19 protein-coding genes and 2 tRNA genes are annotated in these 22246 nt (G+C 68.0%); 6 read left to right on the plus strand and 15 right to left on the minus strand.

What is annotated here, in order from left to right; translation table 11 throughout:
• Positions 1-20 precede the first annotated feature (20 nt).
• The 4 genes from argH to AC5P6H_RS06070 are packed head-to-tail and all read left to right on the plus strand — an operon-like array spanning position 21 to position 4016.
• Entirely contained in the window at positions 21-1316 is a 1296-nt protein-coding gene (argH, locus tag AC5P6H_RS06055; protein ID WP_014647782.1) for an argininosuccinate lyase, read from the plus strand.
• Positions 1316-1579: a YciI family protein gene (locus AC5P6H_RS06060; RefSeq protein ID WP_014647781.1), complete on the plus strand. Its 264-nt coding sequence runs from the start codon at positions 1316-1318 to the stop codon at positions 1577-1579. The genes argH and AC5P6H_RS06060 overlap by 1 nt, the downstream gene beginning before the upstream one ends.
• 11 nt (positions 1580-1590) lie before the next feature.
• Complete coding sequence (gene proB / locus AC5P6H_RS06065; RefSeq protein WP_495202388.1) at positions 1591-2748, plus strand: glutamate 5-kinase; 1158 nt, start codon at positions 1591-1593, stop codon at positions 2746-2748.
• The gene (locus AC5P6H_RS06070; RefSeq protein WP_014647779.1) at positions 2745-4016 is read left to right on the plus strand and encodes a glutamate-5-semialdehyde dehydrogenase; all 1272 of its coding nucleotides are present in this window, start codon (positions 2745-2747) and stop codon (positions 4014-4016) included. Before proB ends, AC5P6H_RS06070 begins: the two co-directional genes overlap by 4 nt.
• 79 nt (positions 4017-4095) lie before the next feature.
• On the opposite strand, the gene pgaD is transcribed toward AC5P6H_RS06070, so the two are convergent.
• From pgaD to AC5P6H_RS06120, 10 genes are all read right to left on the minus strand, one after another.
• Positions 4096-4566 (minus strand): poly-beta-1,6-N-acetyl-D-glucosamine biosynthesis protein PgaD, encoded by a 471-nt coding sequence (gene pgaD / locus AC5P6H_RS06075; protein ID WP_014647778.1) that lies wholly within the window; start codon positions 4564-4566, stop codon positions 4096-4098.
• Positions 4563-5813 carry a poly-beta-1,6-N-acetyl-D-glucosamine synthase gene (gene pgaC, locus AC5P6H_RS06080; protein ID WP_172412062.1) on the minus strand — a complete coding sequence of 417 codons (1251 nt, stop codon included), beginning with the start codon at positions 5811-5813 and terminating at the stop codon, positions 4563-4565. Before pgaC ends, pgaD begins: the two co-directional genes overlap by 4 nt.
• Positions 5814-5820: 7 nt before the next feature.
• Positions 5821-7707 (minus strand): poly-beta-1,6-N-acetyl-D-glucosamine N-deacetylase PgaB, encoded by a 1887-nt coding sequence (gene pgaB, locus AC5P6H_RS06085; protein WP_495202389.1) that lies wholly within the window; start codon positions 7705-7707, stop codon positions 5821-5823.
• Between the two features lies 1 nt (position 7708).
• Positions 7709-9736, minus strand: coding sequence for a poly-beta-1,6 N-acetyl-D-glucosamine export porin PgaA (pgaA, locus tag AC5P6H_RS06090; RefSeq protein ID WP_197621058.1), 2028 nt, complete (start codon positions 9734-9736; stop codon positions 7709-7711).
• Between the two features lie 341 nt (positions 9737-10077).
• Positions 10078-11283, minus strand: coding sequence for a CynX/NimT family MFS transporter (locus AC5P6H_RS06095; protein WP_014647774.1), 1206 nt, complete (start codon positions 11281-11283; stop codon positions 10078-10080).
• A 221-nt stretch (positions 11284-11504) separates the two neighbouring features.
• Positions 11505-11581 (minus strand) — tRNA-Pro (locus AC5P6H_RS06100).
• Positions 11582-11721: 140 nt separating this feature from the next.
• Positions 11722-11798: transfer RNA gene (locus tag AC5P6H_RS06105), tRNA-Pro, on the minus strand.
• A gap of 55 nt (positions 11799-11853) precedes the next feature.
• Positions 11854-11970 (minus strand): cytochrome bd-I oxidase subunit CydX, encoded by a 117-nt coding sequence (gene cydX, locus AC5P6H_RS06110; protein WP_005410354.1) that lies wholly within the window; start codon positions 11968-11970, stop codon positions 11854-11856.
• 58 nt (positions 11971-12028) lie between these two features.
• Complete coding sequence (gene cydB / locus AC5P6H_RS06115; protein ID WP_481440698.1) at positions 12029-13180, minus strand: cytochrome d ubiquinol oxidase subunit II; 1152 nt, start codon at positions 13178-13180, stop codon at positions 12029-12031.
• A gap of 15 nt (positions 13181-13195) precedes the next feature.
• Positions 13196-14785: a cytochrome ubiquinol oxidase subunit I gene (locus AC5P6H_RS06120; RefSeq protein WP_005410352.1), complete on the minus strand. Its 1590-nt coding sequence runs from the start codon at positions 14783-14785 to the stop codon at positions 13196-13198.
• A gap of 228 nt (positions 14786-15013) precedes the next feature.
• Between AC5P6H_RS06120 and cydD the strand changes: the two genes are divergently transcribed.
• The gene (gene cydD / locus AC5P6H_RS06125; protein ID WP_197605032.1) at positions 15014-16759 is read left to right on the plus strand and encodes a thiol reductant ABC exporter subunit CydD; all 1746 of its coding nucleotides are present in this window, start codon (positions 15014-15016) and stop codon (positions 16757-16759) included.
• Positions 16756-18435 carry a thiol reductant ABC exporter subunit CydC gene (cydC, locus tag AC5P6H_RS06130; protein WP_495202390.1) on the plus strand — a complete coding sequence of 560 codons (1680 nt, stop codon included), beginning with the start codon at positions 16756-16758 and terminating at the stop codon, positions 18433-18435. The genes cydD and cydC overlap by 4 nt, the downstream gene beginning before the upstream one ends.
• A 112-nt stretch (positions 18436-18547) precedes the next feature.
• On the opposite strand, the gene AC5P6H_RS06135 is transcribed toward cydC, so the two are convergent.
• From AC5P6H_RS06135 to AC5P6H_RS06155, 5 genes are all read right to left on the minus strand, one after another.
• Positions 18548-18892, minus strand: coding sequence for a DUF1294 domain-containing protein (locus AC5P6H_RS06135; RefSeq protein WP_014647770.1), 345 nt, complete (start codon positions 18890-18892; stop codon positions 18548-18550).
• Positions 18893-20005, minus strand: coding sequence for a homoserine O-acetyltransferase MetX (gene metX / locus AC5P6H_RS06140; RefSeq protein WP_046431707.1), 1113 nt, complete (start codon positions 20003-20005; stop codon positions 18893-18895).
• Between the two features lie 180 nt (positions 20006-20185).
• A complete protein-coding gene (locus AC5P6H_RS06145; protein ID WP_495202391.1) occupies positions 20186-21175 on the minus strand; it encodes a tetratricopeptide repeat protein in 990 nt (329 codons plus the stop codon).
• On the minus strand, positions 21169-21618 hold the full coding sequence (locus tag AC5P6H_RS06150; protein ID WP_049405998.1) for a cytochrome c-type biogenesis protein: 450 nt from the start codon (positions 21616-21618) through the stop codon (positions 21169-21171). Before AC5P6H_RS06150 ends, AC5P6H_RS06145 begins: the two co-directional genes overlap by 7 nt.
• Before the next feature lie 4 nt (positions 21619-21622).
• The gene (locus AC5P6H_RS06155; protein WP_495202392.1) at positions 21623-22240 is read right to left on the minus strand and encodes a DsbE family thiol:disulfide interchange protein; all 618 of its coding nucleotides are present in this window, start codon (positions 22238-22240) and stop codon (positions 21623-21625) included.
• Between the last annotated feature and the right edge of the window lie 6 nt (positions 22241-22246).

Consider the following 22246-nt stretch of genomic DNA (forward strand, 5'->3'; position numbering starts at 1 on the left):
ACACGCCTTCCGGAGCCCCCATGGCAGACCTTCTTTGGCAGAAGCCCGGCGTCGCTGTCGACGCCCAGATCCAGACCTTCCTCGCCGGCGACGACGTGATCCTCGACCGCGAGTTCTTCCTGCATGACATCGCTGCCAGCGCCGCGCATGCGCAGGGCCTGCAGCACATCGGCATCCTCAGCGCCGACGAGCTGGCAGGCCTGCTGCGCGAGCTCGACGTGCTGGCGCAGGATTTCCGTGAAGGCCGCTTCGTGCTGGATACGCAGTACGAAGACGGTCACTCAGCAATCGAAGCGCGTTTGACCGAACGCCTCGGCGACGCTGGCCGCAAGATCCACACCGGCCGCAGCCGCAATGACCAGATCCTGGTCGCCACCCGCCTGTGGCTGAAGGAGAAGCTGCTGCGCGTGGCCGGGCTCAGCACCGACGTGGCCAAGATCGCGCTGGACCGTGCGCAGGCCGAGAAGGACCTGCCGATTCCCGGCTATACCCATATCCAGCGCGCCGTGGTCTCTTCGGCCGGCATGTGGTGGGCCGGATGGGCCGAGGCCTTCATCGACAACGCCATCCGCGCCCGTGACACCCATGCGCTGGTCGACGCCAATCCGCTCGGCACCGCCGCCGGCTACGGGGTGAACCTGCCGCTGGACCGCGAGCACACCACGGCCGCGCTCGGTTTCGCGCGCATGCAGATCTCGCCGATCTACGCACAGCTGTCGCGCGGCAAGTTCGAGCTGGCCGCGCTGGAAGCACTCGGTGGCGCTACGCTGGACCTGCGCCGCATCGCCTGGGACCTGTCGCTGTTCACCAGCGCCGAGTTCGGCTTCGTCGCGCTGCCGGCGCAGTACACCACCGGCAGTTCGATCATGCCCAACAAGCGCAACCCGGACGTGATCGAGCTGATGCGTGCGACCCACGCCAGCGTCGCCGCCGCGCGCACCGAGATCGAGCAGCTGCTGTCGCTGCCTTCGGGTTATCACCGTGACCTGCAGTCGTCCAAGGGCGCCATCTTCCACGGCTTCGGCCGTGGCCTGGCCGCGCTGGAACTGCTGCCGGCGCTGCTGGCCAATCTGGAGTGGCGTGACGACAGGCTGCGCGCAGCGATCGATTCGGGCATGTATGCCACCGACGTCGCCGTGGAAGCGGCGGTGGCCGGTGTGCCGTTCCGCGAGGCCTACAAGGCCGCTGCAGCCGGTGCCGACAGCGCAGGGCAGGGACGTACCCCGGAAGGCAGCCTGGCTGCGCGTGTATCGCCGGGCTCGGCTGCCGATCTGCGCCTGGACGAACTGCGCGCACGCTGGCAGGCGCTGTCCTGATGGCGGGCACTGTCTATCTGGTGATGGCGATGCGCCGGCCGGACTTCAACGATGCGGCGGTGCAGCCGCACCGCGATTTCCTCGAGGCGTTGCAGGCACAGGGAAAGCTGCAGCTGACCGGTGGTTTCGCCGATGGCAGCGGTGGCGCCTATGTGCTGTGCAATGTCGAGAGCCTGGAACAGGCGCGGGCCATCGTTGCCACCGATCCGCTGGTGACGATGCACGCTTCCGAGCTGACCGTGCACGAATGGAATACCCGCTGAGGCCCTGACCGATGACCCTGCACGCCGCCACCGTCGCTTCGCCGTTCCCGCAACAGGCGCTGCCGCCATGGCGGCGTGCGGTGCTGAAGGTTGGCAGCAGCCTGCTGGCGGCCGATGGTGGCGGCCTGTCGCCACGCCACGCGCTGGGCCTGGCCCAGTTTGTATCCGCCAACGTACTGGCTGGGCGCGAGGTGGTGATCGTCTCCTCCGGCGCGGTTGCGGCGGGGCGCGCGATCCTGCCGCGGGCCGATGAACCCGGTGCGGCGATGGCGGCGCGCCAGGCCCTGGCCGCGCTCGGCCAGGCGCAGCTGATCGGGCTCTGGCAACGCTTCTTCGAGTGCCCGGTGGCGCAGGTGCTGCTGACCCACGACGACCTGCGCAACCGCCGCCGCTACCTCAATGCACGCGCCACGCTGAGCGAACTGCTGCGGCTGGGTGCGCTGCCGGTGGTCAACGAGAACGACACCGTATCGGTGGACGAGCTCAAGCTCGGTGACAACGACAACCTGGCCGCGACCGTGGCCGCGCTGGTCGATGCCGATGCACTGTTCATCGCCACCGACATCGACGGCCTGTACAGCGCAGATCCGCGCACCGTGGCCGACGCGCGGCCACTGCACGACGTGCCGGAACTGAGTGACGATGTGCTGGCGATGGCCGGCGGCGCCGGCTCGCGCGCCGGCACCGGCGGCATGCGTACCAAGCTGGAGGCGGCGGCCAAGGCGGGCCGCCTCGGCATCGAGACCTACCTGTTCAACGGCCGCAGCAGCGATGTGGTGCGCGCGCTGGCGCAGGACCGCCTGTTCGGCACCCGCATCCACGCCGCACGCAGCCGCGAGGCTGCCCGCAAGCACTGGCTGCGGCACGCGCCGCTGGCCGAGGGCGCGATCGTCGTCGATGCCGGTGCGGCACAGGCGATGCGGGAGAAGGGCGCCTCGCTGCTGCCCGGCGGCATCACCGCTGCCGAGGGGGCATTCCGGCGCGGCGACATGGTGCAGGTGTGCTGGATCGCACCGCAGGGGCGTGTCTGTGTCGCCCGCGGCGTCAGCCAGTACGCGGCCGACGACGTGCGCCGGATCGCCGGCCATCATTCGCGCGACATCCAGGCCGTGCTGGGCTACAACTACGGCGGCAGCGTCGTCCATCGTGACGACCTGGTGCTGCCATGACCGGTTTGAAGGACACCCCGATGAGCGAAATCGAAGCCCAGGCGCGCGCCTGCCGTGATGCAGCGCAGATCGTTGCCGGCCTGGACAGTGCGGCGCGACGCACGCTGCTGCTGGCGATGGCGCAGGCCCTGGAAGTAAATGCCGGACTGATCCTGGCCGGCAACGCACGCGACCTCGCCGCCGCGCGCGACAAGGGCGTTGGCAGTGCCATGCTCGACCGCCTCGCACTGGACCCGCCGCGGCTGTTCGCGATGGCCGAGGCGGTGCGCGAGGTGGCCGCGCTGCCTGACCCGGTCGGCCAGGTGACGCGCGACGACGTACGTCCCAACGGCATCCGCGTGCAGAAGGTGCGCGTGCCGCTGGGCGTGATCGCGATGATCTACGAGGCGCGCCCGAACGTGACGGCCGAAGCCGCCGCGCTGTGCCTGAAGGCCGGCAATGGCGTGATCCTGCGCGGTGGTTCCGAAGCGATCCACTCCAATACCGCCATCGCCCAGGCGCTGGCCGGTGCATTGAAGGCCAACGGCGTACCGCCGGCGGCGGTGACCGTGCTCACCGACCTGCGCCGCGAGGCGATGCTGGAACTGCTGCAGCTGCATGAGCTGATCGACCTGGCCATTCCGCGTGGCGGCGAAGGCCTGATCCGTTTCGTGGCCGAGCACGCGCGCGTGCCGGTGATCAAGCATTACAAGGGGGTGTGCCACCTGTTCGTGGACGCCAGCGCCGACCTCGGCAAGGCCATCGACCTGCTGGTGGACGGCAAGTGCAGCCGGCCGGCGGCGTGCAATTCGCTGGAGACGCTGCTGGTGCACCGCGCCGTGGCTGACGCGTTCCTGCCGCGCGTGGCGCAGGCGCTGGGTGAGCGTGGGGTGCAGCTGCGCGCCGATGCGCAGGCGCAGCCGTTGCTGCCGGGCAGCACGGCGGCGACCGAGGAGGATTACGCCGCCGAGTTCCTCGATCTGGTGCTGGCGGTGCGCGTGGTCGATGATCTTGATGCAGCCATCGCGCACATCCGCACCTATACCTCCGACCACACCGAAGTGATCGCCACAGAGGACACCGGCCACGCCGAGCGCTTCGTCAACGCGCTGCGCTCGGCGGTGGTGATGGTCAACGCTTCGTCGCGCTTCTCCGATGGTGGCCAGCTGGGCCTGGGCAGTGAGATCGGTATTTCCACCACGCGCCTGCACGCCTACGGCCCGATGGGCTTGGAAGCCCTCACCGTTGAACGATTTGTCGTGCGCGGCGAAGGGCAGACGCGTACATAAGTGGATCCACGCCTCGCGTGGATGCTCTTCGCGGCAAACCCCGGTGCCGACCAAGGTCGGCAGCTACCAGGTCGTCGGGTTACACCACCTCGCGGCGGATGCCGACCGGCCGTGCGTGATCATCCATGTGCAGCGTGGCGGCCTTGCAGCCCATCAGGCGTTCGGCCAGCCCGGTGCTGGCGCCCAGATCGGCGGCCACTTCGTTGAGGCTGGCCAGGGGCCGCGGCAGGCGGCGTTCGCGGCCACGGAAGCGGGCGCGGTTGTACTCGGCCCAGGCGATCAGCAGCACGCTGGCGCACAGCAGCATCAATGGCAGCGCGACCAGCACGTACGGGTCGAACTGGTTCTGCCGTTCGTAGAGCTGCCGCCAGGCCAGCTGGCCACCGATCAGCCACGAGAGCAGGGTCACCAGGGGGGCCCACAGATAGAAGTAGAAGCCCCAGAACGCCAGGGTGACGAAGCCCCAGGCCGTGCGCTGGAAGTGTGGCTGGCGATGCGGCTTGCGGATCATCCGCGAGTCGAAGCGGTTGGACGGGCGTTGCGCGTTCATCGGATCCCCCGGTCAGGGCTGGTCCAGGTGGCGCGCTTGCTGCGACGGCGCAGCAGCGTCTTGGGCAGCGCCACCAGGGTGGTGGAAAGGCTGATCAGCCAGTACGCCATCGGGTACCAGATGACCCAGAAGTAATTGCGTCCAATCTGTGTTTCGTAACGCCGGTCGATGATCAGGCTGCTGGCGAACTGCAGCAGGCAGACCAGCGCCAGGATCACGCCATGCCACTCCGGCAGCAGGCTGGCGATATGCAGCTGCGGCGGCAGCTCGATGAACTTGCCCAGTGCCCACAGCAGCACGATGAACAGCATCGTGTAGGCCCAGACCACGCTCAACACGTACTCCAGCAGCACGCCCCACATGCGCCGCTCTTTCCAGTGCAGCAGCGAGCGCGCGTGGCGCAGCATCACTTCCACGCCGCCCTGGGCCCAGCGCAGGCGCTGCCGCCAGAGGCCCTTGAGCGTCTCCGGCATCAGGATGAAGCACAGCGCATTGGGTTCGTAGCGGATGTCCCAGTGCGCGCGCTGCAGGCGCCAGCTGATGTCGATGTCCTCGGTCACCATGTCATCCGACCACCAGCCGACCTGGTGCAGGGCAGTGCGGCGGAAGCCGGCGATCACGCCGGAGATGGTGAAGATGCGGCCATACACGCGCTGTGCCCGCTTGATCATGCCGATGATCGAGGAGAATTCCGCCACCTGCAGGCGTCCGAGCAGGGTGGAGCGGTTGCGGATGCGCGGGTTGCCGGTGACCGCACCGACCCGGTTGCCACTGACCAGGTGCCAGACCATCCAGTGCAGTGCATGCTCTTCCAGCATCGCATCGCCATCGATGCACACCAGGTACTCCGAGCGTGCGGCCAGTGCGCCCATGCGCAGCGCATTGGCCTTGCCCAGGTTGCGGTCCAGGTGCAGCACGCGAAGCCGTGGATGCCTTGCCGCCAGCGCATCCAGCCGTGCGCCGGTGTCATCGCTGCTGCCATCGTCGATGGCGATCACTTCGTAATCGGCGGGGTAGCGCTGGGCCAGCGCCGCAGTGAGCGTGTCGTCCAGGTTTTCTGCTTCGTTGTGGCAGGGCACCAGCAAGGTCGCGAAGGGAGGGGCGATCATCAAGGGCGGATCGTTGCGCGGACGTGAGTGACGCTCGCGCCGGAAGTAGTAGTACAGGCCACCGGACATCCAGAAGAACGCCATCACCATCGGGTAGTAGAAGGCGAACTGGAACAGGACCTGCAGCAGCGGATGCATGTCCACGTCACTTCTCCGGGTACGGGAAGTTGCCGGCGGACATTGCCGCGCGGGCATCGCGGGTGGAGGGCTGGTCGGCGATGAAGTCATCGGGGTACCAGGCGAAGTGGTGCACGCCCTGCGCCTGCAACTGGCGGATCTGCGCACGCAGGCGCCCGGCGGGAATCGGCTGCCCGCTGCGCCAATCGACGGTCTGCAGCTCGAACAGCGTGTGCTGAAGCTGCGGGTCGTGCGCGCGTACCGCGGCCAGCAACTGGTCGAGCCAGCGCTCGGGGTGCCTGCTGCCTTCCATCCACGGCATCGCCATCAGCGCCGTCTGGTCGTAGGCCTTGTTGAACAGGTCCAGGCGCTGCGCGAACCAGGCTTCGCTCTGCGGGCGGAGTACCGGCTCGGCATACAGGTTGCGCACCGTTGCCAGTTTCGGCCGCCAGCGCTGCGCGCTGTTGCGCAGGGCCAGGGTGAAGTCGATCAGTGCCTGGGTACGTGCGCTGCCATCTTCGCCGGCCGCCAGGGCGGGCAGCTCGGTGTCGCGCAGGTAGCCGTCGTCATGGAACAGCAGGCCTTCAAAGTAGGAATTGACCGCCAGGTCCTCGTAGATGTCGAGCATGATCTGCCTGGCCTTCGGGTTGGTGAAATCCAACCGGTACATGCCGTCGGCATCCCCATTGCGGATCGCCAGCACCTTGCGCTGCTCCGGGTCGGGCAGTTCGAAGCCGAGCACTGGCAACCACGCGTAGACCTTCACGCCCGCGCGGGATTTCAGCTGCCAGGCGACGCGGCTGAACAGGTCCGCCCGCATCGGCATGTGCCGGTTCGGGAAATACAGCGCATCGGCGGTGTTGTTGCCGTCCGGGTCGGCAAAGGCCTGCAGATAGACATGGGTCGGCGCGATGCGCTTGACCCGCTCGATCAATGCATCGAGATTGCGTGCCTGCTGCGCTGGATCCGGGTCATACATGTCATCCAGATCGATCTGCAGGGCGCGGATGCCATCAAGCGCCACGTCTCGGCGCAGTTCGTAGGCCAGGCCTTCCACGGTCGGGTTGTTGCTCACCAGCAATCGTGCCAGCCCGTGCAGGTCGCTGGCCACTGGCGTGCTACGGCCTTCCAGGTCGAACGAAACCGGCATGCCCAGCTGCTCGGCGATGTCGTTGCTCAACTGGTTGTACGCGGCATATGGCCAGACGATGGCGCGCGGGCGCACGCCCATGTGCTGCTGGATGCGCTGCACGCTGCGCGAAAGATCAGTGCGCAGGCGCTGCTCATACTGTGTCCCGCTCTCGTAGCTGCGCGTGGCCGGGGTGTAGATGCGGGTGACCACGGCGGGCGTGGAGTTTCCCTGCGGATTGGCAAGCACGCCGTGGTGCAGGTCGTCGGTATGGCTGGCCACTTCGATCAGGCCACTGTCGTGCATCTGCTTCAGCTGCGCCCAGGTCACGAAGTCATCGTGGCCGAACGGGCGGTAGCCATAGTCGATGGTGCGGCCCGGTGCCATGTCCACGTAATCGGTGATCACCGCCACCAGGGCCGGGTAGTGGTAGGCCTGCAGCAGCGGGAACGCCTTGTCGTAGACGCTGCGCAGGCCATCGTCGAAGGTCAGCAGCACCGGCTTGGGAGGCAGCGTGGCGCGGCCCTGCGAGGCCTCGATCAGCTGCGACAGCGAAACCGGGTGGTAGCCGTGCGCGCCCAGCCAGTCAAGGTGCGCGGCGAAGTTCTGCGTGCTCACCGCATAGGAATCGGCATCACCCTTGGCGGCCACCTTGTCGCGGATGTCGTGGTAGCTGAGGATCAGCAGGCCGTTGTCGATCGCATCAAGATGCAGGGGCTGCTGCGCGAACGCCGGTGGCACGCAGGCCAGCAGCAGGAGCACGATCAGTCGCAGGAAGCGGGCCATGTCAGTCTCCCCAGCGCAATGCGGCTTCGAAGCCGATATGGCGCTCGCGATGGCCGTCGTAGACCGGTCGTGACCACCGCACGCCATACTCGAACACGCGGCCAGGGCCCAGCTGCCACTCGTGCATGTAGGACACCGACGGCACCAACGCGCTGCCGAAGCCGTCCTGCCAGTAGTCGCCCAGCGAGACGGTCAGCCGGTGCCGGAAGTGGCGCTCGTAGTGCCGCCACAGCTGCTGGTCGATGCGCAGGCCGATCTCGACCATGCGGTCGCGCTTCGGGTTGAAGTAGGGCGCATCATCGCGGCTGCCGCGACTGGTGTAGGCACTGGCCAGGCCATCGACCAGCCAGCGTGGGCGGGTCAGCAGGCGCTGTTGGACGCTGGTGCCGAAAAGCTCGCGGTGGTTGCCGTCGTCATAGCGGAAGCGGCTCGCGCCGAACGTCCAGTGGGTGAGCTCGCTGCGCCGGTAGTCCACCTGTGCGCTCACGCTGTCGGCGGTGATGCCGGCCGCGCGCGCCTGCATCGAGGCCTCCGGGTCATTGCGTGCGACCACCACGCCGGCGTGCCAGGAATCGTTGAACTGCCAGCCGACGCCGACGCGCAGGCCGGTGTCGCCGATGTGATCGTTGGCGCGCAGGACCGCCGCTTCCGCATCCAGCTGCCCGAAGCGGTAACGCACGCCCGCACCCAGCCACAGGGGATCGATGCGCTGGTCCTGGAAGTCGGTCACGCGACGGTCGGCGAGGGCGAACAACCGCCAGCGGTCATCAAGGACCGGCGTCTCCACGTCCACGCCGTAGTGGCGGTCGTTGTTGCCCAGGGGCGAAGTACCACCGCCCCCGGAGCTGCGGCCGATGTCGGTCCATGCCTTCAGCTGCCAGCCGCGATGCGCGCGCCAGGCCTGGTCCATGCGTTCGACTGCCGGCTGGGTGGGGTAGCGTGCGACCAGGTCATCGTGCAGCGGCCGCGCCAGGTCGTCGCGCTGCAGGGCGACATAGGCCTCTTCCATGCCCAGCCGCGGTTCGATGTCCCGCGGATCGAGCGCGTGTGCCATCTGCTGGCGCTGCAGCGCCCGGCGTGGCCAGCCGCGCATCATGTAGACGCTGCCCAGCGCACTCTGCAGCCCGCCGTTGCCGGGTGCGATCTCGACCATCGACTCCAGGTCGTGCTGCGCGGTGTGCAGGTCGCCGCTGTAGGCGCGCACCATCGCCAGGTTGAGATCGGCCTCGTAGCGCGACCAGTTCGCGTACGGCGACTTGCCGTTGCTCCAGCGCCACGCCGGCTCCTTGTCGCGCCATGCCTGCAGCAGGTCGATGGCTTTTTCCTGCTGCTCGCTTTCCAGGTAGGCGTAAGCCAGTTCCGAATGCGAGGCGTCGCGCGTCGGGTCGCCAGCGACGGCCGCCTGCAGCACCGGGATGGCTTCTTCAGGGTGCAGGGTGCCCATCAACGAATCGCCCACTGCGGGCAGCACGTAGTCGGGCAGGGTGTGGCCTTCGGCCTGCAGTGCCCGCGCTTCCTCGCGGACCTGTGCATGGCGGCCCAGCCGGTTGAGCAGGATCAGACGGTCCATGCGGATCCGCAGTGGTGCCTGCGAGGGCGGGGTGCCTTCGCCGCCGAGGTAGCGCTGCATGCGGGCCAGGGTCGATTCGGCTTCTTCCAGGCGGCTGTCCTCGCTGCTGCTGTAGGCCAGGCTCCAGACCACCAGCTTGGCCAGGTAGTCGCCTTCCAGGCGCTGTTTCTGCGCAGCGTCGAACAGTTGCGGGCGCTGCTGGTACAGCTCCCACGCACGCCAGGCGTTGCCGATGTCGCCCAGCGTCAATACGCGCAGCTTGAACAGCAGGTCGTCGTTGGGTTGCTGCTGGCTGGCGCGCTCGATCGCGCCCAGGGCGTCCAGCCAACGCGCCTGGTCTCGATAGCGGCCGATCTCGGCCAACGCTGCTTCGCGGTCGGGCGGGGCAGCGCCGCTGGCCCAGGCCAGGGCGGTGCAGGCAAGGCCGACGCAGAGCGCCAGCCGGCGGTGGACAACCATTGGGGACCCCCTTGGCTTCCGAACCAGACAACCTGAAAAATGTGACGCACATCACATGCCAGCTTTTGGCGTGGCCGTGGCCCGCGTCACTCCCTTCGTGCATTCCCGCCCAGCGAAGACGGATACAACCCGGACAGCGACCTGCGATGTCTTGTCTGAAACGAAGTCCCCCGCACACCGAGTGGTGGCCCGGGCGGCGCTGCCGCCCCCATGCCCGATGCCGGCACGCGGCAAGGATGGGCATTCGTGGGCACTATCCGCCCGGAATTGTCAGCCCGGCGTCAAAATGCGCAGACGGGCTGACGAATGGTAGGTGGGCCCGGTTGCGGGCCCCACGTGGCTTACCAGAGATCTTCCAGCTTGCGCGGCTTGCAGGCCACCCACGAGGCGCACAGCATCAGGGCGGCGCAGCCGAACAGGAAGCTGAACGGGAGGGTCCAGCCATCGCTGACCGTGTGCAGCCAGCCGACCAGGAACGGGCCCAGGCAGCTGAAGCTGTAGCCCACGCCCTGCATGAAGCCGGACAGCGCCGCCGAGCCGGTCGGGGTGCGGGTGCGCAGGTTGATCAGGGTCAGTGCCAGCGGGAAGGTGGATGGGCCGACGCCGAGCAGGCAGGCCCACAGCAGGGGGGCCTTCATCGGTGCCAGCAGCAGGCCGGTGAAGGCGATCACGAACGAGAAGAAGCCAATCAGCACCAGCGGGAACGGGTTCTGCATGCGCACCGCCATCGACGGAATGACCAGCGATGGCAGCAGGCCCAGCGCCGAGAACACGGCGACCATCACGCCGCCGAACGCGGGCGTGCCACCGGCCTCGACCACGATGCGCGGCAGCCAGGTGAACATCGAGTAGGTCATCAGCGAGGTCATGCCGAACATCAGCGTCATGCTCCAGCCCAGTGACGTGCGCCAGACCTTGCCATGCGGCTGCGCGGTCGGATCGGACACGTTGGACTGCGGCTTCGGCGCGCGCGTGGCCAGCACCAGCCACGGCAGTGCGGCAGCCAGCGCCAGCAGCGCCCACATGCCCAGCGACACGCGCCAGCCTGCGGCGTTGGCCACCGGCACCGCCAGCAGCGCCGGCAGCATCGTGCCCAGCTGCAGCACGCTGATGTAGAGCGTGCTCATGGTGCCGACCTTGTTGGCGAAATAGCGCTTCACCAGCGGCGGCACCACCACGTTGCCGATGCCCATGCCGGCCAGTGCCACCACCGAACCCAACAGCAGCGTGCCGACGTTGCCGGCGCTGGAACGCAGCAGCAGGCCGGCCATCGCCATCACCATCGCCAGCAGCGTGGTGCGCTCCAGCCCGAGGCGCCGCGCCAGTGCCGGCGTGGCCACGCCGAACAGTGCGAACGACGCGGTCGGCAGCATGCCCAGCACGCCGGTCATGGTGGTACCGAAACCGAACTGCTGGCCGAGCACGTCCAGCAGCGGAGTGATCGAGGTGACCGCGGTGCGCAGGTTGATCGCTGCCAGCAGGATCGCGGCGAATGCGAGGACGCGGCCGTGCAGCAGCGACGGCGAATCGGAAGGGGAGGAACTCATCGGTGGTCCTTGCAGGTGTCGCACGCCGGGGCAATGGCATGCAGCGCCGGCATCGGTCTACGCCGAAGCGGCAGGTGGGGGAGGGGCTGCTGGCGGGCCGGCAGCGCGGCCATTGTACGTGCGGGCTCCGGCAAGGTCCCGTCATGCGGGCGGGCAGGTGCCTGATACAAAAAAACCCGGAGGACAGTGATGTCTTCCAGGCTTCTTGGTGACCACCGAAGTGGTCGGGGAGACAGGATTCGAACCTGCGACCTCTACGTCCCGAACGTAGCGCTCTACCAGACTGAGCTACACCCCGAAGGGAGCCGCCTATTCTAGCGATTCACCCCGATGGCGGCAAGGGGTGAATGCTGTTTTCTTCACACTGCCGAAGCAGTGCCACTTCAGGGAACAAAAAAGCCTGGACGACTTCACCAGGCTTCAATGCGACCACCGAAGTGGTCGGGGAGACAGGATTCGAACCTGCGACCTCTACGTCCCGAACGTAGCGCTCTACCAGACTGAGCTACACCCCGAAGGAGCCGCCTAAGATACCGTGTGAAGGCCAAGGCGGCAAGGTTTTTTTACAGCTCAGCGACGATTTTCTTTCTCGATGCGGTTCTGCTCGCGGGCTTCGAACCACATGCCGTTGAGGATGGCCACCGTCGAGGCGAGGCCGGCACCGAGAATCCAGGCGAAATACCACATGATCAGTCTCCTTCATTCCGGGTAGGTGCCGACCGTTGGTCGGCACACGTGCAAGCAATCAATACGCGTTCGGGTTGTTGCCCATCTCTTCGGTGGTGGTCTTGCCCTTCAGCACGCGGTACACCCAGGTGGTGTAGGCGAGGATGATCGGCAGGAACACCGCCGTGGCCAGCAGCATGATCCACAGGGTCAGGTGGCTGGACGAGGCATCCCACACGGTCAGGCTGGAGGTGGGCTGGCTCGAGGACGGCAGCAGGAACGGGAAGATGGCGAAGCCGACGGTCAGGATGATGCCGGCGATGGCCGCACCGGAGGCAATGAAGGCCAGGCCGCCGCGGCGGGCACGCAGCAGCACCGCACTGGCGAGCAGGCCGGCCAGGCCGAGCAGCGGGGCCAGGATCGTGGCCGGCATCGTGCTGTAGTTGCGCATCCAGCCACCGGCGGCGCCGAGTTCGGCGGTCTTCAGCAGCGGATTGGTGGCGCCGTCGGTGACCACCTGCGAGGTGATCTGGTAACCCGGCAGGCCGAAGGCCACCCAGGCGCCGCCGACCGCAAAGAGCACGAAAGCGATGATCGCGGCGATGCTGCCGAAGCGGGCCGCACGCTCGGCCACCGGGCCGTCGGTCTTCAGCACCAGCATGGCGGCACCGTGGGCGACCAGCATCGACACGCTGAGCAGGCCGGCCAGCAGTGCGAAGGGCATCAGCAGGCCGAAGAACGAGCCGGTGTAGAAGATGCGCATGCTGTCATCGAAGTGGAACGGCACGCCCAGCACCACGTTGCCCACCGCCACGCCCATGATCAGCGCCGGTATGAAGCCACCGATGAACAGCGCCCAGTCCCAGGTGTTGCGCCAGCGCTCGCTGGGCATCTTGCCGCGGAACTTGAAGCCGACCGGACGCAGGATCAGGGCGAACAGGATCACGAACATCGCCAGGTAGAACCCGGAGAAGCTGACCGCGTAGAGCGGCGGCCAGGCGGCGAAGATCGCGCCGCCGCCCAGGATCAGCCACACCTGGTTGCCTTCCCAGACCGGACCAATGGTATTGATCACCAGCCGGCGCTCAGCGTCGTTGCGGGCGACGAAGGGCAGCAGGGTGCCCACGCCCAGGTCGAAACCATCCATCACGGCGAAACCGATCAGCAGGATGCCGAGCAGCAGCCACCAGATCACGCGCAGCGTGGTGTAGTCCAGAAGAATGAAATCCATCTTGGTTCTCCTGCCTCAGGCCTGGCCGGCGGCCGGCGCCGAGGCATTGTGGGAAGCATGCGGCTGGGGCGACTGCAGCGACGGCAGCACCTCGTCCGGACCCTTGCGGATCGCCTTGAGCATCAGCTTGATCTCGACCACGATCAGCGCGGTGTAGATGGCAGTGAAGCCGGCCAGGGTCAGCACGATTTCATGCAGGGCCAGGCCCGACGCCGCATAGAAGGTCGGCAGCACGCCATCGACCGCCCACGGCTGGCGACCATACTCGGCCACGAACCAGCCGCACTCGATCGCGATCCACGGTGCCGGCAGCGTCCACAGGGCCAGCTTGAGGAACCAGCGCTTGTCCTGGAAGTTGTTGCGGCACGAGTAGTAGAAGGCCAGTGCGAAGAAGGCGATCAGGTAGAAGCCCAGGCCGGCCATCACGCGGAAGGTCCAGAACAACGGCATCACGCGCGGCACCGTGTCCATCGCCGCCTGCGAGATCTCCTGCGGGGTGGCGTTGAGGATGTCATCGCGATAGCGCTTGAGCAGCAGGCCGTGGCCCAGGTCCTGCCAGTGGCGGTCGAACATCTCGCGCGCTTCAACGTCGTTCTTGTTGGCGCGCAGGCGTTCCAATGCACCGTAGGCCAGCTGGCCGCCACGCACGCGGTGTTCGGCGCGCTCGACCAGTTCCAGGATGCCGGGAATCGGCTGGTTCAACGAGCGGGTGGCGATCAGGCCCATCAGGTAGGGGATCTTCACCGCGTAGTCGTTCTGGTGAGTCTCCTGGTTGGGGATGCCGAAGGCGGTGAAGTCGGCCGGCGCACGCTCGGTCTCCCACATCGCCTCGATCGCGGCCAGCTTCATCTTCTGGTGTTCGCTGGCGGCGTAACCGCTCTCGTCACCCAGCACGACCACCGACAGCGATGACAGCAGGCCGAACGCCGCGGCCACCGCAAACGAACGACGGGCCAGGTCCTTGTGCTTGTTGCGCAGCAGGAACAGGGCGCTGATCGCCATCACGAACACCGCACCGGTCACGTAGCCGGCGCTGACGGTGTGCACGAACTTGGCCTGCGCCACCGGGTTGAACACCACCGCCATGAAGTCGACCACTTCCATACGCATGGTTTCCGGGTTGAACACCGCACCGGTCGGGTTCTGCATCCAGCCATTGGCTACCAGGATCCAGATCGCCGACAGGTTGGTCCCCAGCGCCATCAGCCAGGTCACCATCAGGTGCTTGACCTTGCTCAGGCGGTTCCAGCCGAAGAAGAACAGGCCGACGAAGGTCGCTTCCAGGAAGAACGCCATCAGGCCTTCGATCGCCAGTGGCGCACCGAAGATGTCACCCACGTAGTGGCTGTAGTAGGACCAGTTCATGCCGAACTGGAATTCCATGACGATGCCGGTGGCAACGCCCATGGCGAAGTTGATGCCGAACAGGACGCCCCAGAACAGGGTCATCCTGCGCCAGATCTCCTTGCCGGTCATCACGTACACGCTCTCCATGATGGCCACCATGAAGGACAGGCCGAGGGTGAGCGGTACGAATAGGAAGTGGTACATCGCGGTCAGCGCGAATTGCAGCCGCGACAGTTCTACGACTGTCTGATCAATCATGGCCTGGCTACCTCGTTGGATAGTGCCGTTGCAGGTGGCGGGAAGGGTGGTCTACGACGTGAATGATGTGACCGACTACTTCAAACAGCCTTGATCCAGATCAATGTATGAACAGGTGCCCCGGTTGATCGTATGCCAACCTGATGAAGACTGCGACCGCCGGCCGCAGGGGCGGGCTATTGCCTGCGCCTACAATGCCGTGTCTCCCCCGCTGCCCGTGAAGACCTCTTGAGCGCTGCCGAAACGACCCCTGACGGCCTGTCCCCGGAAGCTGAAACCGCCCGCCAGCGGCGTGTGCGCACGGCCTGGCTGGCCGACCTGGCACGCTCCGCCCGGGGCCGCCAGCGCTTGGCCGCGCTGTGCATCAGCCTGTCCGGCGCGCTGTTGATCGGCCAGGCTGCCGCCATCGCCTGGCTGGTGCAGCAGGTGCTGGTGGAGCGCGCGCCGCTGGCCTCTGGCCTGCCGGTGCTGGCGGGATTGGCGGTGATCCTGGTGCTGCGCACCCTGCTGGGCAGCGCCACCCAGGCCGCCGCCGGTGACGTGGCCGACGCCGCCCGGCTGGCATTGCGCGAACGCGTGTTCGCGCGCCTGCTGGGCCAGGGCCCGCTCTGGCTGCGGCAGCGCCGCACCGGTGAACTGGGCGAACTGATGCTGCATCACGGTGATGCGATCGAGAGCTATTACAGCGGCTTCCTGCCGGTGCGCACCGAAGTGGTGGTGGTGCCGCTGCTGATCCTGGCCGCTGTCGCCTGGGTGGACTGGGTGGTGGCGCTGATCCTGCTGTTCACCGCGCCGCTGGTGCCGTTCTTCATGATGCTGGTGGGCTGGGGTGCTGAAGCCGCTGGGCGCGCGCAGCTGGGCGAGCTGGCGCGCATGAGCGGCCACTTCGCCGACCGCATCAAGGGCCTGGGCCTGCTGCGCCTGTATGGCCGCGGCGAAGCCGAACTGGCCGGCATCGAGGCCGCCGCCGAAGGCGTGCGCGTGCGCACCCTGAAGGTGCTGCGCATCGCCTTCCTGTCGTCCACCGTGCTGGAATTCTTCGCCTCGGTGAGCGTGGCGATGGTGGCGCTGTACCTGGGCCTGAGCTATCTGGGCATGATGTCGCTGCATGCAGCGGTGCCGACGCTGGGTGCGGGCCTGTTCTGCCTGCTGCTGGCGCCGGAGTTCTATGCGCCGCTGCGACGGCTGGCTGCGCACTACCACGATCGCGCCAATGCACTGGCCGCCGCCGCCGAAGTGGAACGCCTGCTGCAGTCGCTGCCGGACGAGCAGGGCCTGATCGAGAACGAGGTTGCGCCGCTGGCGGTGGAGCCGGCCGAGGCCGCCTTGCCGCCACTGCAGGCGCAAGGACTGGTACTGCGCCCGTTGGGGGCGCCGCAGGATGTGCTGCGGGATCTGGACCTGCTGCTGGAGCCGGGCCAGCGCCTGGCCCTGGTCGGTCCCAGCGGGTCCGGCAAAAGCACGCTGCTGGAGGCGCTGGCCGGTTGGTTGCCGCCGCGTGCCGGCAAGCTGCAGCTGCGCCCCGGCGTGCAGGTGGCCTATGCCAGCCAGCGACCGTACCTGTTCCACGGCAGCATCGCCGACAACCTGCGCCTGGCCGATCCCGGCGCCAGCGATGCGCGCCTGCGCGCGGTGGCCGAGGCCTCGCAGGTACTGCAGTTCGCACAGCGCCTGCCGCAGGGGCTGGATACGGTGATCGGCGAGCGTGGTTTCGGCCTGTCCGGTGGCGAAGCGCGCCGCATCGGCTTGGCCCGCCTGCTGCTGCGCGACCCGCAGGTGCTGCTGCTGGACGAACCCACCGCGTTCCTCGATGCCGATACCGAGGCGGCGCTGCTGCGCAGTCTGGCCGCGTATGCACGCGGGCGCAGCGTAGTGGTCGCCACCCACAGCCCGGCGGTGATCGCCTGGGCCGATCGTTGCCTGCTGTTGCCGGAAGGCCGCCTGGTCGAGCCGGCACAGGCGGTGCGCGCATGAGCCGTTCGCCTGATTCGCTGCGCGCGATATTCCTGCGGCACCGGCCGCGCCTGTTGCTGACCCTGCTGCTGCTGTGGACCACGATGCTGGCCGGCACGGCGCTGCTGGGCCTGTCCGGTGGTTTCCTCACGGCGGCCGCGCTGGCCGGTGCGGCCGGCCTCGGCCAGGGCTTCAACTTCTTCTCACCCTCGGCCGGCATCCGTGGCCTGACCATGGCGCGCATCGTGTCGCGCTACTTCGAAAAGCTGGTCGGCCACGATGCCACGCTGCGCATCGCCCGCGACCTGCGCGTGTGGTTCTTCCGCCGCGCGCTGCCACTGGCGCCGGCACGATTGGGCGCCACGCGCACCGGCGAGCTGCTGGCGCGGCTGCTGGGGGACATCGGCGAAGTGGATGGGCTGCTGGTGCGTGCGATCGGGCCGCTGGTGGCGCTGGGCGCGCTGTCGCTGGTGGCGGTTGCCTCGGCAGCGCTGATCCTGCCCTCGGCGGCGGTACTGCTGGCGGTGCTGGCGCTGCTGGTCGCCTTCGGCGTGCCGTGGCTGGGCGTGCGTGGCCATGACGACGAAGAGGCCGATCGTGCCGCGCACCGCGCGGCGTTGCGCACCGCTGCATTCGAAGGGCTGGAGGGGGCCGGTGACCTGGCTGCGCTGCATGCCGATGCGGCTTGGCAGCTGAAGGTACGCGTGGCCGCCAAGCAGCTGGCCTCGCGTGATCGTCGTCGGCGTTGGCGCCTGATCGCGGCCTCGACCCTGCACGGCCTGGTGGCGGGGCTGGGCCTGGTGGCGATGCTGGCGTTGGCTCTGCACGCCACCGAACAGCAGCACATCGCGCCGGAAATGGCCGCGGGCCTCGTCTTCCTGACCGTGGCGCTGATCGAACTTTGGGCCGGCATGGGCCTGGCCTGGCAGTCGCTGCAGTCCGGGCGCGTTGCTGCTGACCGCCTGCAGGCCATCGTCGAACAACCGCCGACGGTGGAGGATCCGCAGACGCCGCAGCCGGTACCCCAGGCGGCGCACGTGCATTGGGATGACGTGCACTTCCAGTGGCCAGGTGCCGCACGGCCGGTGTTGTCCGGCCTGCAGCTGACCCTGGCGCCGGGAGAACGCATCGCGATCCGTGGCGACAGCGGCAGTGGCAAGACCACGCTGTCCAGCCTGCTGCTGCGGTTGTGGGATCCGCAACAGGGGCGAATCACCTATGGCGGACGCGACCTGCGCGACGTCGCCCAGGCCGAGTGGCACCGCCAGCTGGCCTGGCTTCCGCAGAACGCACCGGTGTTTGCCGGTACCGTGGCCGAGAACCTGCGGCTGGGGGATCCCGACGCCCGTGATGCCGCGTTGTGGGCGGTCCTGCGTCGCGTGCGCCTGGGGGACTGGGCCGAGCGCAACGGTGGCCTGCAGGCCTGGGTGGGCGAGAACGGCGCGACGATGTCGGCCGGCCAGGCGCGGCGGTTGGCACTGGCGCGCGCGCTGCTGCGCAATGCGCCGATCCTGCTGCTGGACGAACCCACCGAAGGCCTGGACGTGGATACCGCACGTGCGCTGTTGCAGGACCTTTCCGGGTTGCTGGACGGGCGCAGCCTGCTGATGATCACCCACGACGACCTGCCCGAAGGCGTGGTCGATGCGCAGTACCGGTTGCGCGATGGGGTGTTGGAGCGCGAAGTGCTTCGGTAGATGCCGACCTTGGTCGGCACATCCACGCATGGCGTGGATCTACTGTAGAGCCGAGCCCATGCTCGGCTCCGGAAGCAAGCCAGCCGAGCATGGGCTCGGCTCTACAGGCCGGTCAATGGGAGAACTCGCGCAGCATCACCGCGATCGAGGCCACGTTGGCCAGCACGCACAGCCAGAACACCCACTGGAATGCGGCTTTGCGATGCTTGTGGCGGAACAGCGCCTGGCCCAGCAGCGCGCCGGGCCAGCCTCCGGCGAAGGCCAGCAGCTGCAGGGTGCGCTCGGGAATGCGCCATCGCTTTCGCTGCGCCGCGCGCTTGTCATGGCCATAGAGGCCGAACGACACCGCACTGGCCAGCAGGCACCAGCCACCCAGCCACAACGGCAGCACACCGCTGATCATCAAGGCGGTCAGCGCGCCGAAGGCGGCCAGCGCGAGGTTACGCCGCCACGCCACTTACAGCGCGTCGAGGAAGCCGCGCACGGCCGGGCCGAAACGCTCGAAATCGACGAGGAAGGCATCATGGCCCTGTGGCGATTCCAGGCCGATGAAGCGCGCATCGGCACCGCCGGCACGCAGGCCGTCGGCGACCTGTTGCTGCTGCTGCACCGGGAACAGGATGTCGGTGTTGGCGCCGATGGCCAGTGCCTTCTCCACCCGGATCTTCGCCAGCCCGGCCAGCACGTCGCCGTCGGCGTACTCGGCCAGGTCGAACCAGTCCATCGAGCGGCTCAGGTACAGATAGCAGTTGGGATCGAAGAAACGCACGAAGCGCCGTGCGTGGCCTTCCAGATAGCTTTCCACCTGGAATTCCAGGCCGAACGGATCGTCGTCGGCCTGGTCCGAATCCAGCCGCACGCGGCCGAAGCGGCCATCCCATTCCAGTGCCGAGCGGTAGGTGATCACGCCCAGCTTGCGCGCCATGCGCATGCCGGACTCGGGGTACTCGGCATCGTCGTAGTGGCCGCCATTCCAGCGCGGGTCGAGACGGATCGCCTCGCGCTGCAGCGAGCGGATCGCGATCGAGAACGGCAGCGCCTGCGCACTGCCGGAAATGTTGACGTGGCTGCGCGCGATGCCTGGGTGCAGCATCAGCACGGCCAGCGCGGTCATCCCGCCCATGGAATTGCCGACCACGCAGGCCAGCTGCGCGATGCCCAGCGCACGCACGACTTCGATCGCGGCGCGAGCGCCGTCTTCGATCGACAGCTCGGGGAAGTCCAGGCGGTAGGGCTCACCGCTGGCCGGGTTGATCGAGGCGGGGCCGGTCGATCCCTTGCAGCTGCCCAGCGAATTCACGCAGACCACGAACCAGCGGCGGGTATCGATGGGTTTGCCGGGGCCAACCATCGCCTCCCACCAGCCCGGCGCCGGATTGGCCTCGTTGGCCGCCGCATGCGCATCCGGCGACAGGCCGGTCACGATCAGGATCGCATTGCCGGCGTCGGCGGCCAGCGTTCCCCAGGTCTCGTAGGCCACGCGTGCGCCATGCAGGGCGCCACCGCGCTTGAACGGGAACGGCGAGGGCAGGGCGTGGAAGCGGGTGCCGGGCGGGATGAATTCGGTCATGCACGCATTCTAGCGGGGCCGCATGTGGAGCTGGCGACACGCTGGTTTCCATGGATGGATGGACGCGGACCGGACCGTCGCATCCACGCATGGCGTGGATCTACTGTAGAGCCGAGCCCATGCTCGGCTGCGGTTGAGTTGCCGGCGCCGGGCAGCCGAGCATCGGCTCGGCTCTACAGGTCAAGGGAAGCGCAGCTCCACAACACCGTCGTGGGGCAGGCTTACCTTCACCGGAACGCTCTGCAGGTCGTCCTCGCTGCGGTTGGCGCTGCCGCTGCGCGAGATGCGTGCCACCACTTCCACTTCGCGATGGGCCGACAGCGGTGCGGTCGGCATCGGGCTGTCACCGTCGCCCAGCCCGACCGTGTCCGGGAATCCGCTCAGCGGCAGCTTGCGCGCCGCCACCGGCATCGGCGGGCCGCCGACGGCACGGGCCAGCACGAACACCTGGGTGCTGGCTGGCCACTCGGCGTTCTTCAGTGCCGGCAGCTGCACGCGCACCTGCAGCAGCGCCGGTGGCGCCGCAGCGCCAGCATCGGGCGCCTGGCCAGCGGCCTCGCGCGCGAGGGCGATCTGTGCCTGCAGCGCCTGCGCGGCACCCGGCTCCAGTCGTGGCAGCAGGCCGCTCCACACATCCGCGGCCTCGGCGTTCCTTCCGCGCTGGCGCAGGGCGATGCCCAGCAGCCAGCTGGCGCGCTCGGCATCGGGAGCCTGTGCGCGCGCCTGCTGCAACCAGGCCATTGCGGTGTCATCGAACTGCTTGCCGGCATCAGCCTGCGCGCGCGCCTGCGCGGCTTCCACCAGCACGCCCGGATCATCCGGTGCCAATGCGGCGGCCCTCGCGAAGGCATCCGCCGCGGCTGCGGCGTTGCCCAGTTCGGCCTGCGAACGGCCGAGCAATGCCCAGCCGTCGGCACGCTGCGGGTCGCGCTCCAGTGCGTCCTGCAGTGCCTGCACGCCATCGCGCAGGGTGGCTGCCGACGGCGTCGGCTGTACCTGTGCTGCACGCGGATCACCGACCAGCAGATACAGGCAGGCACCGGCCACGCCCAGCGCGAGCACGCCGACCACGAAACCGCGCCGACCGCGCTGGCGCAGTGGCCACAGCACCAGCGCTGCCATCAGTGCGGCGACCAGCCCGGCCAGCATCGGCAGCCAATGGTTCACCATTCGTCTCCTTCATCGGCCTTGCCGGCCGGCGCCGCGCCGACGGTGCGTCCACGTCGGCGGACGATGCCCAGCACCACCAGTGCACCGGCGCCGAGCACCAGCAGGGGGCCACCCCACAGCAGCCAGGTGCCCGGCTGCAACGGTGGTTGATAGAGCACGAACTCACCGTAGCGCGCGACCAGGAACTGCTTGATCTGTGCGTCGTCGTGCCCCTGCTGCATCAGCTGCAGCACCTCGCGGCGCAGGTCCTGGGCGATCTGCGCGTTCGAATCGGCCAGCGACTGGTTCTGGCACTGCACGCAGCGCAGCTGCGCGGCCAGGTCATGGAAGCGGCGTTCCTCGGCGTCATCGCGGAACTGCAGCGGCTGCGGGTCGTGCAGCGGCTGCTGGGCCAGCGCGGCCAGCGGCAGCGTCAGAAGCAGCAACGCCAGCAGCCAGCGCATGGGTTCAGGGCGCCGTATGCAGGGTGTTGCCGGCACTGCCTTGGGCCTTCTCGATCTTCTGCAGCGCCGGGATCAGCTTCTCGTCGACCACGCGCTGGGTCATCGCACCGCTGTACTTCCAGCGCACGATGCCGCTGCCATCGACCAGGAAGGTTTCCGGTGCGGCGGTCACGCCCCAGTCGATCGCGGTGCGGCCCTCGACATCGCTGAGCACGACCATGAACGGGTTGCCCAGCTGTTCCAGCCAGTGCAGCGCGTCGGTCGGGTCGTCCTTCCAGTTGTAGCCGATCACGCGCACACGCTTGCTTTCCGCGAACCGGGTCAGCACCGGGTGTTCTTCGCGGCAGGCCGCGCACCAGCTGCCCCACACGTTCAGCAGGTAGGGCGCGCCGCGCAGGTCGTCGCTGTGCACGATCATTTCCGGGTCGTGCAGCACCGGCAGCGTGAATGCCGGCGCCGGTTTGTCGATAAGTGCCGACGGCAGTACGTCGCGCTGCGGATCGCCTGATTTCATCACCCCGTAGATCATCAGCCCGAGCAGGCCGAAGAAGAACAGCACGCCGATCACGATGGCTACCGGCGGCAGCGGGCGGGAGGGACGCGGGGTGGGGGACTCGGACATGGGAAC

The sequence above is a fragment of the Stenotrophomonas sp. YJH_SMC_110 genome (assembly GCF_059369255.1).